The organism is uncultured Streptococcus sp. (assembly GCF_963536705.1).
Classification (GTDB): domain Bacteria; phylum Bacillota; class Bacilli; order Lactobacillales; family Streptococcaceae; genus Streptococcus.
In genome coordinates, this window is sequence record NZ_CAUTAP010000001.1 from 209,507 (window position 1) to 221,482 (window position 11,976).

General features: G+C 39.3%; 17 protein-coding genes and 1 tRNA gene. 16 read left to right on the forward strand and 2 right to left on the reverse strand.

The window, feature by feature from the left end:
- Window positions 1–177 precede the first annotated feature (177 nt).
- The 9 genes from RWX26_RS01010 to RWX26_RS01050 all read left to right on the forward strand — a co-directional run bounded on the left by RWX26_RS01010 (window position 178) and on the right by RWX26_RS01050 (window position 6,087).
- On the forward strand, window positions 178–474 hold the full coding sequence (locus tag RWX26_RS01010) for a WXG100 family type VII secretion target (RefSeq protein WP_032909709.1): 297 nt from the start codon (window positions 178–180) through the stop codon (window positions 472–474).
- A gap of 79 nt (window positions 475–553) precedes the next feature.
- The gene (locus RWX26_RS01015) at window positions 554–964 is read left to right on the forward strand and encodes a hypothetical protein (protein WP_314578330.1); all 411 of its coding nucleotides are present in this window, start codon (window positions 554–556) and stop codon (window positions 962–964) included.
- Window positions 965–975: 11 nt separating this feature from the next.
- Window positions 976–1,275: a hypothetical protein gene (locus tag RWX26_RS01020; RefSeq protein ID WP_235787735.1), complete on the forward strand. Its 300-nt coding sequence runs from the start codon at window positions 976–978 to the stop codon at window positions 1,273–1,275.
- On the forward strand, window positions 1,275–1,994 hold the full coding sequence (locus RWX26_RS01025) for a DUF4176 domain-containing protein (protein ID WP_314578337.1): 720 nt from the start codon (window positions 1,275–1,277) through the stop codon (window positions 1,992–1,994). The genes RWX26_RS01020 and RWX26_RS01025 overlap by 1 nt, the downstream gene beginning before the upstream one ends.
- The gene (locus RWX26_RS01030; protein ID WP_314578339.1) at window positions 1,987–4,179 is read left to right on the forward strand and encodes a DNA/RNA non-specific endonuclease; all 2,193 of its coding nucleotides are present in this window, start codon (window positions 1,987–1,989) and stop codon (window positions 4,177–4,179) included. The genes RWX26_RS01025 and RWX26_RS01030 overlap by 8 nt, the downstream gene beginning before the upstream one ends.
- A 12-nt stretch (window positions 4,180–4,191) precedes the next feature.
- The gene (locus tag RWX26_RS01035) at window positions 4,192–4,635 is read left to right on the forward strand and encodes a hypothetical protein (protein ID WP_002915072.1); all 444 of its coding nucleotides are present in this window, start codon (window positions 4,192–4,194) and stop codon (window positions 4,633–4,635) included.
- Between the two features lie 168 nt (window positions 4,636–4,803).
- A complete protein-coding gene (locus tag RWX26_RS01040) occupies window positions 4,804–5,097 on the forward strand; it encodes a hypothetical protein (protein ID WP_314578341.1) in 294 nt (97 codons plus the stop codon).
- Window positions 5,081–5,455 carry a hypothetical protein gene (locus RWX26_RS01045; protein WP_314578344.1) on the forward strand — a complete coding sequence of 125 codons (375 nt, stop codon included), beginning with the start codon at window positions 5,081–5,083 and terminating at the stop codon, window positions 5,453–5,455. The genes RWX26_RS01040 and RWX26_RS01045 overlap by 17 nt, the downstream gene beginning before the upstream one ends.
- A gap of 200 nt (window positions 5,456–5,655) precedes the next feature.
- Window positions 5,656–6,087, forward strand: a complete 432-nt coding sequence (locus RWX26_RS01050; RefSeq protein ID WP_314578347.1) for an SMI1/KNR4 family protein — start codon at window positions 5,656–5,658, stop codon at window positions 6,085–6,087.
- 564 nt (window positions 6,088–6,651) lie between these two features.
- Here the strand turns inward: RWX26_RS01050 and RWX26_RS01055 are convergent.
- Together RWX26_RS01055 and RWX26_RS01060 are read right to left on the reverse strand one after the other, a co-directional pair.
- Complete coding sequence (locus RWX26_RS01055; RefSeq protein ID WP_002895374.1) at window positions 6,652–6,894, reverse strand: type B 50S ribosomal protein L31; 243 nt, start codon at window positions 6,892–6,894, stop codon at window positions 6,652–6,654.
- A gap of 107 nt (window positions 6,895–7,001) precedes the next feature.
- Window positions 7,002–7,937 (reverse strand): bifunctional oligoribonuclease/PAP phosphatase NrnA, encoded by a 936-nt coding sequence (locus RWX26_RS01060; RefSeq protein WP_125434278.1) that lies wholly within the window; start codon window positions 7,935–7,937, stop codon window positions 7,002–7,004.
- Window positions 7,938–8,042: 105 nt separating this feature from the next.
- On the opposite strand from RWX26_RS01060, the gene RWX26_RS01065 reads away from it, so the two are divergent.
- The 7 genes from RWX26_RS01065 to RWX26_RS01095 all read left to right on the forward strand — a co-directional run bounded on the left by RWX26_RS01065 (window position 8,043) and on the right by RWX26_RS01095 (window position 11,803).
- Entirely contained in the window at window positions 8,043–8,483 is a 441-nt protein-coding gene (locus RWX26_RS01065) for a flavodoxin (RefSeq protein WP_125434277.1), read from the forward strand.
- A gap of 124 nt (window positions 8,484–8,607) precedes the next feature.
- Window positions 8,608–9,990, forward strand: a complete 1,383-nt coding sequence (gene sufB, locus RWX26_RS01070) for a Fe-S cluster assembly protein SufB (RefSeq protein ID WP_002918936.1) — start codon at window positions 8,608–8,610, stop codon at window positions 9,988–9,990.
- A gap of 274 nt (window positions 9,991–10,264) precedes the next feature.
- Window positions 10,265–10,531 carry a chorismate mutase gene (locus RWX26_RS01075; RefSeq protein WP_314578354.1) on the forward strand — a complete coding sequence of 89 codons (267 nt, stop codon included), beginning with the start codon at window positions 10,265–10,267 and terminating at the stop codon, window positions 10,529–10,531.
- The gene (gene crcB / locus RWX26_RS01080; protein WP_125434275.1) at window positions 10,528–10,902 is read left to right on the forward strand and encodes a fluoride efflux transporter CrcB; all 375 of its coding nucleotides are present in this window, start codon (window positions 10,528–10,530) and stop codon (window positions 10,900–10,902) included. The genes RWX26_RS01075 and crcB (RWX26_RS01080) overlap by 4 nt, the downstream gene beginning before the upstream one ends.
- On the forward strand, window positions 10,899–11,225 hold the full coding sequence (gene crcB / locus RWX26_RS01085) for a fluoride efflux transporter CrcB (RefSeq protein WP_314578358.1): 327 nt from the start codon (window positions 10,899–10,901) through the stop codon (window positions 11,223–11,225). The genes crcB (RWX26_RS01080) and crcB (RWX26_RS01085) overlap by 4 nt, the downstream gene beginning before the upstream one ends.
- 118 nt (window positions 11,226–11,343) lie before the next feature.
- Entirely contained in the window at window positions 11,344–11,691 is a 348-nt protein-coding gene (gene rplS, locus RWX26_RS01090) for a 50S ribosomal protein L19 (protein WP_009660455.1), read from the forward strand.
- A gap of 40 nt (window positions 11,692–11,731) precedes the next feature.
- Window positions 11,732–11,803, forward strand: a tRNA-Arg gene (locus RWX26_RS01095).
- Window positions 11,804–11,976 lie beyond the last annotated feature (173 nt).

Here is an 11,976-nt window from a genome sequence, read left to right on the forward strand (position 1 = left end):
TATTTGGAATAGAAAAAAGCATTCAATGAAAGTATTGTTTACTGTTCTATTTTTACCAACTAGATAGAGTAAATAGAAGAAATTTTAAATTTAGTTGTTAAACTTATGTTATTTTTTATTGACATCTATTTTTCTAAACTATATAATATTATTATTAAAACAATTAAGGAGTCAACTATGTCAACAATTTCATTATCTCCAGAAGAACTAACTGCTCAAGCAGCAGTTTATTCAAATGCACGTGATCAAATCGAAACAGCGATTCAGACAGTAAATGCAGCTAATGGTGAGATGGAAGCCCATTGGAAGGGTAGTGCTTTTAAGTCATACTTGGATCAGTACAACCAACTCCACGGCGATGTAGTGAAATTTCAAGAGCTCTTGTCATCTATTAACCAACAATTAGTAAGTTATGCGAACACTGTCTCTGAGCGTGATACAGCAGATGCTAATAGCTTCGGTTTCAAAGGTTAATGCACATTTTGATAAAAGGACTAGGACCTTGTCCTAGTCCTTTTTTGAAAACCTAAAGAAAAAGAAGAAAGGGAACTTAATGGGAAAAATCGTTGACAATGAAATATATGCTCAAAATGCGAGAAATTGCCAAATAAATGGAGATCAAAAAAAGCAAGAAGCAGATAATGCAGGCGCAAAAATAGAGCGACTAAACGCCGCGAAGAAAATTTTAGAAGAACAGTTAGTTCTTCTAAATGGAAAAATTGATGGTGCAGAAAAATTTTTTAATGGATCTGCAGGTGATTGGAAAGGGGATTTAAAAAACGAATGTAAATTTCATTTCGAGCGTGGAATTACAAATCTGACTGAGATGGAAAACAATTATCAAGATACCTTGAAAAACATTAATGGTGAATTAGTGAAATTGAAGGCGTCTCAGATAGATTTATTGGGAGCAGCCCAAAGTTTTTGGGACCAAGCACAATCTTGGTGGAATTCTATTCAGTAAAAGGAGAAAATATGTCTCAAGATCAAGTAGGTGTACAACCAGAAGAATGGTCTAGCGTTGTTAGTAATGCTAAGAAAGGCGTTCATGGGATTATAACTTTGTCAAAAAAAGAAATTAGTAAGACAACTCTTTCGCGCTTTAAAAAATTTAATACTATTCAAGATAGTTGGAACTCAGCTTTAACTTCTTATAAGTCGTATGGAGAGGCGAGGACGGATATGATGACTAAAATGGGTGAGAAAATTGTTGAGGATGATGCTGTCTATGCTAGTCAAATTGATAAGAATAAGAATTATGTGAGGTTTAACTAATGACAGGTACTAAAGAGTTAGAGAGTTTTCGTACTGTCTTGTCGACGTGGCCGAATACTGATTTTGAAATAACAGATACGGTTGTTAAATTTGGAGAATTTCTGGGAGATCGACCTCCTTTAATGAGAGAATTATATAAGTTAATCAAGTTGAAAAAATCTCAGTATGAATACAATTCATTGCTGGGTACAACTATTCTTTTTAACCGTACTCAGAACGGTCAAATTACCTTCTCTTTTAATGGCGAAGAGCAGGTCTGGCCTGAGGATTCTTTTTTTCTTTTTTTAGCTATTTTAGATGTCTATTTTGGGAAAATTTATCCCCTTGGTTCAGTTGTGGAGATTGATTTGGATTTGCTGAACAACGAACTTAAAGAGATGTTTTCTGAGGAGCCAGGGGCACTTGTCATGCTGACTGGACGCAAGGCTCCTTTAGCAGAAGGTTTTGATCCTTATGTGATAGATTATTTTGGCCGGGTATGGCCATTTGGTGAGGTTGCTGCATTTCCACCAGTATTTGTTAGCAACATGATGATTAAGAATGTGGTTCATTTGGGCTATGAAAATGAATGGGAAGAGCGGATATCCGAAGAAGTCATCCGCCAAACTTATATCAAAAACCACCAGTTATCAACAGCCTTTATGACTATGGTAGATCAGTTGGCTTATTTAGCCTTTTTGAATGAGAAAGTAGTTGAGAAGGAGGGGTTAGATGAGTGAAGGATTTTACGTTGATGTAGGCGAACTATATACTGTTTTTGAGGAGCTACAATCGCAGTCCGAAAAAATAATTTCTAGCTTGGAGGCTGCTAAAAGTTCTTATAATTCTGTGATTACTTCTAATTCTATGTACGGAGATGTAGGACAGGCTATCGCTGGTGAGATTAATAGTTCGCATAATATGCTGCTAATGCAACTAAAGGATCTTCTTTATAGTCTGCAAAGTGACTTTTCTAAGGAAGTTGAGAGTTTTCAATCAGCGACTGGCGAGAAGTCAAGTACAGCGATAATTAGCCATAGTTATTTGAAGTCTACAAGCGAATATTTTGATACCCTAAAAGGTGAGATTGATCAAATTAGAAAAACAATTAACAGCGCAACGGATAGCGTCAGTGACCTAGTCTCTGTGACCAGCGATGCTAAGAACTATGAATATTTTGGTGGCAATCTCTCTAATGCTAAGGATGTAGTAACCAATACAATAGAAAAAGTTTCTGCTTGGGATAGCCAGGGTACTGCTCTAACAACTGAAACCAGTCTCCAGAATCTGCAAGAATTGCTAGGCCAACTGCACCAGACAGATGGGCTTGACTATAGCGATCCCATCATTAGCCAAGTGGTCAATAATCTTTCTCCTATAGCAGATAAGGTCAAGGAGATTGATGATCAGATAGATGAGAGTGTCCAGAAAGCCAAGTTAGAGGCACAAAAAGCCAAGGAATTGGAAGAAAAGGAAAGGGATCGAATAGAAAAAGATTGGCGTCTTCATCACCCGATTCAAGCAACACTACGAGATTGGCGTAAGGGAGTTTCTGATTTCCTAGACGAGCATACTTCAGGGATGAAGGATGATCCTAACTGGAAATGGTTAAAAGGTTTTGGAGATGCAGCCTTTGGGGCTGTAGGGGATGCAGTTTTTGGAGTTGCGGAGTTTGGCGTTGATCTTCTTCAATATTCCACTGAAGGTGTGATATTAGGCTATAATTCTCTCATGGGAAATGAGACTCCACAGTGGATGAAGGATGATTTACAAGGTGGGATAGAGACTTTTGGTAATGTCTTTCTAAATACGCTTGGAAATGCGTTTGGATTGGTTACAATGATTCCAGAAGTAAATAATCTGATTAATGACTTAGACAACAGTACTCGTGATGGTAGCATCATGGGAGCGATCCTCCATGATGTCCGTCATGCAAAAGATTTGATGCAGCAACCGATTCGTGATAAAATCAGGAAAGCAAGTAGTCTTTCTGGGTACGAGAGCGGTCATGCGGCAGGTGAAATCGTTAGTGAAATTGTTTCATGGATTGGAGCTGCTAAATTATTTAAGATGGCCGGTGGGAGCAAGCTGGTCAGCCGCTTGGCTCAGATGCCCAAGATTCAGAAGGGGATATCTTATTTTAGAAAAGCTCGCACAGCGCTGGCTAACAGTCATCTGGGTATGTTGGCTCGGGAAAGCTATGGGGCAACCAAGGATTTCTTTACTAGTCGTTTAGGGAATCTATGGGATGACTTTAGCCGCAAGAAGTTCGCCTTTGCGGGCTTGGATGATTTCCGTTATGCGGATGACATTGGTAAGCACACAGCTCGCCTGTACCAGAGTACGAGTGAAGGAGCAGAGTATCAACGCATACGTCGAGGTCTCTATAGCGAGGCGGGTGAAGCTGGTAGAAACTTAGGAAAATCTCAAACGAGAAATTGGATAGATGAAGCCAGTGAAATTTTAACAGATGGAAGTCATATGGATGGAAAAGTTCCTAAACCTAATGTGGTATATGAGGCTGGAGAACATCGCTATCTTTACCGTACTGATGAGGTGGGCCGTATCGATCGGGCGTATGCCGAAGATTTACAATTAAAACTCCATGAAGATAGATTACGCCATAACTCCAATACTCTAGATAAAGAAATCGGGGATCATGCAGGGCATATATTCGGAGATTTGTTTGGTGGATCACCTGAGTTGGATAACCTTGTTTCACAAGCTAAAGATGTCAATCTAAAAGAATATCGTCGTATTGAACGAGATTGGGCAGATGCTTTAAAATCAAATCCACCAAAGAAAGTTGAAGTGGACATTAAGATTAACTACGAGGGCTCTTCAATGAGACCAAGTAGTTTTGAAGTCAATTATAAGATTGATGGGAAAAAATATAACGAAATAATTCCAAATATAAACAAATAAAGAGAGAATAATATGACACAATTTGAAGATAAATTTATGGAAATCCAGATTGATATGGTTTCATTAGCTATGGAATATGTCCAAAACCAAGCAGATAAAATTTTTATTTATTGTGTTGCTGATGGTTTTTATAGATTTGATGTATTTTTTAAAACTAATAATCATTATCTGGATAGAGATGAGATTGCAGGTTACCTTCCTAATGAAATAGATAGTTCAGATGAAATTCAGTTTAGTCTATTAAGAATTGGGGCACAAGATATAGAAAGAATGGTTAAGCTGTGCCAAGAATATGACCGCGAACATCCAACTGAAATGTGGTTGATTTATGATGCTCAGAAAAATAGCCTTGATAGTCGCTATAGTTATGAAGGACGTTATGATAAGGATGAAGAATTACTTCCACGACTAGAGTTTGAAAAATGGTTTGAGGAAGTTAAGGAAAAGCAGGTATAAACTAAGAGAAAGCGATTTTCACAGCACTCATCTTATTTTTGTTCTAGGTAAAAAAGCTGAATCAACTTTTCGATTCAGTTTTTTTGAAAGCTTCTAATCTGTAAAAATTTGTTGAAGTTTGATTAGCTATAGGAAGTTTCATGGATTGGACCTGCTAAATTATTTAAGATGGCAGGTGGGAGCAAGCTAGTCAGCCGTTTGGCTCAGGCGCCCAAGATTCAGAAGGGGATATCTTATTTTAGAAAAGCTCGCACAGCGCTGGCTAACAGTCATCTGGGTATGTTGGCTCGGGAAAGCTATGGGGCAACCAAGGACTTCTTTACTAGTCGTTTAGGGAATCTATGGGATGACTTTAGCCGCAAGAAATTCGCCTTTGCGGGCTTAGACGATTTCCGTTATGCGGATGACATCGGTAAGCACACAGCTCGCCTGTACCAGAGTACGAGTGAAGGAGCAGAGTAGTCGGAAAATCAGCCAAGAATTCCGTCAAGAAGCCAGTGAACAACTGGCTAAGCATAGTGATGATGTAGCTAAAGGCGTGAAAGATGCTACCAGACAAGATCTTACAGATCAATTTGTAGAGAGTTCTTTTAATGGTAATTTAATTAAAGAATATGTGAAAGATGTTAAACTAAATACAAATAGGAACATCCCTAATAATCAGATTGAGGAATTAAAGAATACTTTACGTCTGAGAGAGTACGAAAAACTCTCACCAGTTGAGTTGGCTAAACATCGTGCAGAATTTAATAGGCTCAAAAATTCTCTAATTAACGAATGGGAATTGAAAACTGGTCTGACTTGGCCTACATATTCATAAGATGTCATCGGCAAAAATGGAAATGTTGTCAGAAAAACAGGCTCTAAGTATGACGCTCATCATATTATTGAAAATTCTTATGGTGTCAATAATGAATGGTGGAATATTCATCCTGCTAGATTTCCAAATGAACATCAAGCTGATATACATAGAGCTGGATTGCCAGCTAGAGAACTATTTAATTAAAGAGGGTATATTAAATGTTTGAAGAAATTAAATTAAATCCTTCAAATAAGTTTTATCCGCTCAATATAGATTCAATTAAAAAGAGTGAATCAAAGTTAGGTCTTGATATACCTCAGTTGCTTAAAGAATTTTATATAGAAGTTGGATATGGCTTTATTAAAAGTAAGGTGGATAATGTAAACCGTGTCATGGATCCAGAATCAGTTTTAGACTTTAGATTGAGACAAAATGACTTTGAGTTTTATCCAGACATTGAAATATTTGATGACTTCGAAGAAGACAAATTAGTATTTTTTGAAGCCAATGAAACTGTCATGATTTCAATAGGATTTGGTTCTAATAACTATGGGAAAATATACTATTATGATATGGAAATTTCTAAGAATCTTAAAGAATTTTTTGATAAGTTGTTAGAGGATGATACATTTTATTATAATTTATTTTAGTTATAGATAATGTTAGTGTTTTTGCCAAGAAATTAGATTGCAACGTTTATGAAATGCTAAAGATTGATGAAAGTAAGTCTGACCAAGATATAGCGAATGATTTTTTAAAATTTCCAATGATAATATTATCGAAATTTATTATGTATGATAGAATAAAAATTTTCCCTAATGCGATGATGTATATCTCTTTGATGAGTCAGATTAAAAAGATAACACTATTTCATTTAGGCTAATTTTACAGAATTTTAGCAATACTTCATCAATAAATTTATAAAATGATTAAAAAGGTCAGTTTTACTGATCTTTTTACATAGTGAGTTATTATAATCTTTAGCTACTGTGGCAAAAATTCAAATAGTTTATTCTTTCAGTCAGAGCAGGGGGCTATTGAGAAATGCTCAATTAATTCGTAAATTATCAAATTCTCATAGTCATGAGTGTGATAACATAATTCAATATACTTTATAAATTTTGTACAAAAATTTAAGTATTTTCATATGGACGATTCTAGTAATTTGTTGTTAAGTGTTCAAATACAAAAAAAGCACCGATTGGTGCTTATGATTATTTGAGACCGTATTTTTTGTTGAAACGATCCACACGTCCATCTGCTTGAGTGAACTTTTGACGTCCAGTGTAGAATGGGTGTGAGTCTGATGAAATTTCTACACGGATCAATGGGTAAGTTTCACCTTCGAATTCAACTGTTTCGTTTGAACGCTTAGTTGAACCACTAAGGAATTGGTAGCCGGTAGAAGTGTCCATGAAGACAACTGGGCGGTATTCTGGATGAATATCTTTTCTCATTTTACAAAAATTTCCTTTCTGCCATGGTCTCTTTGCGAGCCATAGATTAGTTACTTTGATAGTTTATCAAATTCTGATTGATTTGACAAGACTTTTAGACTAATTTCTTACTTTTTTGCCAATTCTTTCATCTCGGTGTAGATTTGCTCTATTTCTTCTTTTGAAAATGCATTGGCTCCGCTGGCTAGTGGGTGTCCACCGCCGTGATGATTTTTAGCAATACCGTTGATAGGAATAACCTTGCTGCGCATGCGGACACGGTAGTGACCTTCAGGCTGCTCAACAAAGATAGCCCACAGACCGACTTCTTCAATTCGTCCAGGCGCTCCGACAATGGCTGCAGTATCGGCATCGGTCAGTTGATAGGAGTGTAAAACTTCCTGAGGCAGAATGACCCGCGCAGTCCCATTTTCATCTATTTCCAATTGCTCATATACATAGCCCTGCAGTTTAGCTACTTGGCGGCTGATAGAGTCCATTTTGCGAGACAAGGCTGATAAGTCGAAATCGTACTGGCGTAGCTTGGCAGCTACTTCGAATGTGCGGGCGCTAGTAGAAGGATAAAGGAAGCGGCCAGTGTCTCCGATGATACCAGCATAGAGGAGTTCTGCAGCTTCCTTGCTCAAGTCTAAGTCATTTTCAAAGGCAAAGAGAGCGATCATCTCACTGGCACTGCTAGAGCTTGTATCAACTAGAGAAATATCTCCGTAAACCTCATCGTCAGGATGATGATCGATTTTGATTAGGAAGTCGCCTGTCGTGTAGCGTTGGTCGTCAATACGGGCTGTATTAGCGGTATCACAGATGATGACTAGGGCCTCTTGGTATTCTTCGTCTGCGACTTGGTCCATTTGTGCTAGCCACATGAGATTGGGCTCATCGTAGCCTGTCACTTTGATTGTCTTTTCTGGGAAGTGGTACTGAAGCAGCTTTTGCAGTCCGACCTGACTGCCAAGCGCATCGGGATCAGGCCTCATATGGCGATGGATGATAATAGTATCATATTCTTTGATCTTACTTAAAATATCATGATAAAGAGTCATAAATAACCTCGTCAACTTTCTTTACCCATTGTAGCATAAGAGTTTTTATTTTTAAAATAAAAAAGATATGATATAATGAGAGCAGATTAGAATTTGGAGGAAACTATGACCTTAGCGAAAATTGTATTTGCCAGCATGACTGGAAACACCGAGGAAATTGCTGATATTGTGGCGGATAAGCTAAGAGACCTGGATGTAGAAGTTGAAGTGGACGAGTGCACCACTGTCGATGCAGAAGATTTCTTGGAAGCAGATATTGCGATTGTAGCGACCTATACCTATGGTGATGGTGAGCTGCCTGATGAGATGATGGACTTCTACGAAGACTTGTCCGGATTGGATTTGTCTGGCAAGGTCTACGGAGTAGTCGGTTCAGGCGATACTTTCTATGACGAATTCTGCAAGGCTGTCGATGACTTTGATGCTGCCTTTGCTGCTACAGGAGCACTTAAGGGCGCAGAAAGTGTTAAAGTAGACCTATCTGCGGAAGATGATGATATTGCACGCTTGGAAGCTTTTGCAGAAGGCTTGGTTAATAAAGTTTAAAGTGATAAATAGAGGAAACGGCTGCGGCCGTTTTTATTTTGCGAAAGTGTTATTTTCTGACAATTCTCATGATTAGGAGTATAATGTAAGTAAGCGCTATCCGTCAGATAAAGGAGGAGTCCCTATGAAAGAACGCGACTATGCCTTTGGCTTTCATGATGATGTCAAGCCGCTCTTTTCGACTGGTAAAGGCCTGACAGAAGAAGTAGTTCGAGAAATCTCAGAAATCAAGAATGAGCCCCAGTGGATGCTGGACTATCGTCTGCGCTCCTTGGAACTCTTTCATAAGTTACCCATGCCCGATTTTGGCCCTGATTTGTCAGGGATTCGCTTTGATGATGTTATCTATTATCAGAAGCTAAGCGGAGATCGGGCTCGCAGTTGGGATGAGGTCCCAGAAGAGATTAAGAAAACCTTTGACCGCTTGGGAATTCCAGAAGCTGAGAAGCGCTTTCTATCTGGAGCTGTGGCTCAGTATGAATCTGAAGTGGTTTACCACAATATGAAAGAAGAGTTTGCCAAGCTGGGCATTATCTTCACCGATACGGATACGGCTGTTCAGGAATATCCGGACTTGGTTAAGCAGTATTTTGGTACTGTGATTTCAAATGCTGAGCATAAATTTTCTGCGCTTAATAGTGCGGTTTGGTCCGGCGGAACCTTTATCTATGTGCCCAAGAACGTCCAGTGCCAAGTTCCTGTTCAGACCTATTTTCGTATCAATGGTGAAAACGCTGGCCAGTTTGAGCGCTCCTTGATGATTATCGAGGAGGGTGGCTCAATCCAGTATATCGAGGGTTGTACAGCACCGACTTACACAAGCAATAGTCTTCATGCGGCAAATGTCGAAATCATTGTCAAAAAGGATGCCTTTTTCCGCTATACGACCATTCAAAACTGGTCGGACAATGTCTATAACCTCGTAACGGAGCGGGGGATTGTTGAGGAGGGCGGCACCTTAGAGTGGATTGATGGTAACTTAGGCAGCAAGGTCAATATGAAATATCCCTGTAGCATTCTTAATGGCCGAAATGCACGGACTTCTGTCCTCTCTATGTCCTTTGCCAACTATGGTCAGCACTTAGATGCGGGCTGCAAGGTTTTTCATAATGCGCCCAAGACTTCCAGTACCTTGATTTCTAAATCAGTGGCCAAGGATGGCGGCAAGACAGACTATCGTGGGCAGGTTCGCTTCGGCAAGAATAGCGCTGGCTCCAAATCTCATATCGAGTGTGATACCATTCTGATGGATGGCGAGTCCAGTTCCGACACTATTCCTTTTAATGAAATCCATAATTCAAATGTAGCGCTAGAGCATGAAGCCAAGGTTTCCAAAGTGTCTGAGGACCAGCTCTACTACCTGATGAGCCGAGGCATCAGCGAAGAAGAAGCCACAGCTATGATTATCAACGGATTTATGGAACCCATTACCAAAGAACTTCCAATGGAATACGCCGTCGAACTCAACCAACTCATCAACATGAGTATGGAAGGCTCAGTTGGTTAAAAAAGGTCCAGTGGACCTTTTTAATATGCTGATAAGAACTCGCAAAAGCGAGTTCCCTTTAATAAGGTCCGGGGTACTGTTTTAGGTTTCAGATAAGCACTTGGTTAAGCGAGTGCTCTTTAAAAAGGTTCGGGGATCCTTTTTAATCTGTAGATAGGGGCTCGTCTTTGCAGGTCCCCCTTAATCCGAGGTCCTTGAGACCTTTTTATTTAGAATAAAACTAGAAAATTTTACTATATTTTGTTATGATAGATAGAATACAAGGAGGAAGTAGATGACGTTAGAAGAAATCAGACAGGAAATTGATCAAGTTGATGATGCAATCGTTGCCCTGCTGGAGCAACGCATGAATCTGGTTGGCCAAGTCGTGGCTTTAAAAAAATTAACAGGCACAGCTGTCTTGGATAGCAAGAGAGAAGATGTAATTTTTGCCAGAGTTGCGGATAAGGTTAAAAACAAGGACTACAAAGAAACTGTTGTTGCGACCTTTTCAGACATCCTGAAACGTTCTCGGGAATTTCAGAATAAAAATATCTCATGAAAGAAGTACAGAACTCGATAGCTGTGGCTTTATCTGCGATGGCAGGCGGTTGGCTACGTTACCAAGTAGCGCTCTTATCAGTTTTTGCTGATTCATTTCCGCTGGCTACCTTACTGGTCAATTATTTGGGAACTTTTTTGCTAGTCTATATTATCAAGGGCTATCTTAGCAGTAAAGTTAAGTCCCAGCGTCTGCTTTTAGCGCTTTCGACCGGTTTTTGCGGAGGTTTGACGACCTTTTCTGGTCTTCTGCTAGACAGTATCAAACTAGCAGATTCAGGGCGCTATATGGAGCTTCTTATCTATCTAGTCTTAAGTGTAGGTGGTGGACTTGCAATCGCCCTATGGGCTGGAAAGCAGGTGAAGTCATGATGTGGGCGATGTTAATCTGCTGTGGCGCTGGTGCTCTCGTTCGTTATGTTTTCTCCAAGGTAAATAGTAGATACTCTCTGCCGATTGGGACTTTGGCGGCAAACCTGCTAGGTGCTTTTTTCATTGGATATTTTTATAATCATATAGAAGACAAGCAGCTTTATGTCATTTTAGCAACAGGCTTCTGTGGTGGCCTGACGACTTTTTCCACCTTGAATGCTGAGCTGGCAGAGCTCTTTTCGGAGCGAAAGAAATTTGTTCTCTACTTGGGTTTGACTTATATTCTAGGAATTTTAGCGATTCTTTTGGGAATTTTCATTTAAACATCTTTACATTTTTAGAAATTTTGATATAATATAGTTTGTGCCTAATGGAAGCACAAAAAACGGCTAATCCGCTGCGGTCTTGAACCTTAAGATTAGTAAGATAGGAGTAGAAAAAATGAATCCATTAATCCAAAGTTTGACTGAAGGTCAACTTCGTACTGACATCCCTGCATTCCGTCCTGGTGACACTGTCCGCGTTCACGCGAAAGTTGTCGAAGGAACTCGCGAACGTATCCAGATCTTTGAAGGTGTGGTTATCGCTCGTAAAGGTGCTGGTATCTCAGAAACTTACACCGTTCGTAAGATCTCTAACGGTATCGGTGTTGAACGTACTTTCCCAATCCACACTCCACGTGTTGACAAGATTGAAGTCGTTCGTTACGGTAAAGTCCGTCGTGCTAAATTGTACTACCTTCGTGCATTGCAAGGTAAGGCAGCGCGTATCAAAGAAATTCGCCGTTAATCTTAGAAAGACTCTGTCGTTGGGCAGAGTTTTTCTCTAAGTCCCCTTAGTTCAATGGATATAACAACTCCCTCCTAAGGAGTAGTTGCTGGTTCGATTCCGGCAGGGGACATGGATATGAAAAACTACGTTGTCAAACGTAGTTTTTTCTATGTTTAAATAAAAAATCTATAAAATAAATTGTTTTTTAGGAAATAGGAGTACAATACGGTTAGTATAGAAAATAAAAAAGCACCGAATCGGTGCGCACTTTTTCAAGTTGAATACGGACTGAGCTTAAAAACC

Excerpts from the sequence above, each read along its gene's own strand:
- crcB (WP_314578358.1), top strand. The coding sequence starts at position 10,899 with ATGATGTGGGCGATGTTAATCTGCTGTGGCGCTGGTGCTCTCGTTCGT.
- RWX26_RS01075 (WP_314578354.1), top strand. The coding sequence starts at position 10,265 with ATGACGTTAGAAGAAATCAGACAGGAAATTGATCAAGTTGATGATGCA.
- RWX26_RS01025 (WP_314578337.1), top strand. The coding sequence starts at position 1,275 with ATGACAGGTACTAAAGAGTTAGAGAGTTTTCGTACTGTCTTGTCGACG.
- crcB (WP_125434275.1), top strand. The coding sequence starts at position 10,528 with ATGAAAGAAGTACAGAACTCGATAGCTGTGGCTTTATCTGCGATGGCA.
- sufB (WP_002918936.1), top strand. The coding sequence starts at position 8,608 with ATGAAAGAACGCGACTATGCCTTTGGCTTTCATGATGATGTCAAGCCG.
- RWX26_RS01020 (WP_235787735.1), top strand. The coding sequence starts at position 976 with ATGTCTCAAGATCAAGTAGGTGTACAACCAGAAGAATGGTCTAGCGTT.
- RWX26_RS01065 (WP_125434277.1), top strand. The coding sequence starts at position 8,043 with ATGACCTTAGCGAAAATTGTATTTGCCAGCATGACTGGAAACACCGAG.
- RWX26_RS01035 (WP_002915072.1), top strand. The coding sequence starts at position 4,192 with ATGACACAATTTGAAGATAAATTTATGGAAATCCAGATTGATATGGTT.
- RWX26_RS01055 (WP_002895374.1), bottom strand. The coding sequence starts at position 6,894 with ATGAGAAAAGATATTCATCCAGAATACCGCCCAGTTGTCTTCATGGAC.
- RWX26_RS01015 (WP_314578330.1), top strand. The coding sequence starts at position 554 with ATGGGAAAAATCGTTGACAATGAAATATATGCTCAAAATGCGAGAAAT.
- RWX26_RS01050 (WP_314578347.1), top strand. The coding sequence starts at position 5,656 with ATGTTTGAAGAAATTAAATTAAATCCTTCAAATAAGTTTTATCCGCTC.
- RWX26_RS01060 (WP_125434278.1), bottom strand. The coding sequence starts at position 7,937 with ATGACTCTTTATCATGATATTTTAAGTAAGATCAAAGAATATGATACT.
- rplS (WP_009660455.1), top strand. The coding sequence starts at position 11,344 with ATGAATCCATTAATCCAAAGTTTGACTGAAGGTCAACTTCGTACTGAC.
- RWX26_RS01040 (WP_314578341.1), top strand. The coding sequence starts at position 4,804 with ATGGCAGGTGGGAGCAAGCTAGTCAGCCGTTTGGCTCAGGCGCCCAAG.
- RWX26_RS01010 (WP_032909709.1), top strand. The coding sequence starts at position 178 with ATGTCAACAATTTCATTATCTCCAGAAGAACTAACTGCTCAAGCAGCA.
- RWX26_RS01030 (WP_314578339.1), top strand. The coding sequence starts at position 1,987 with ATGAGTGAAGGATTTTACGTTGATGTAGGCGAACTATATACTGTTTTT.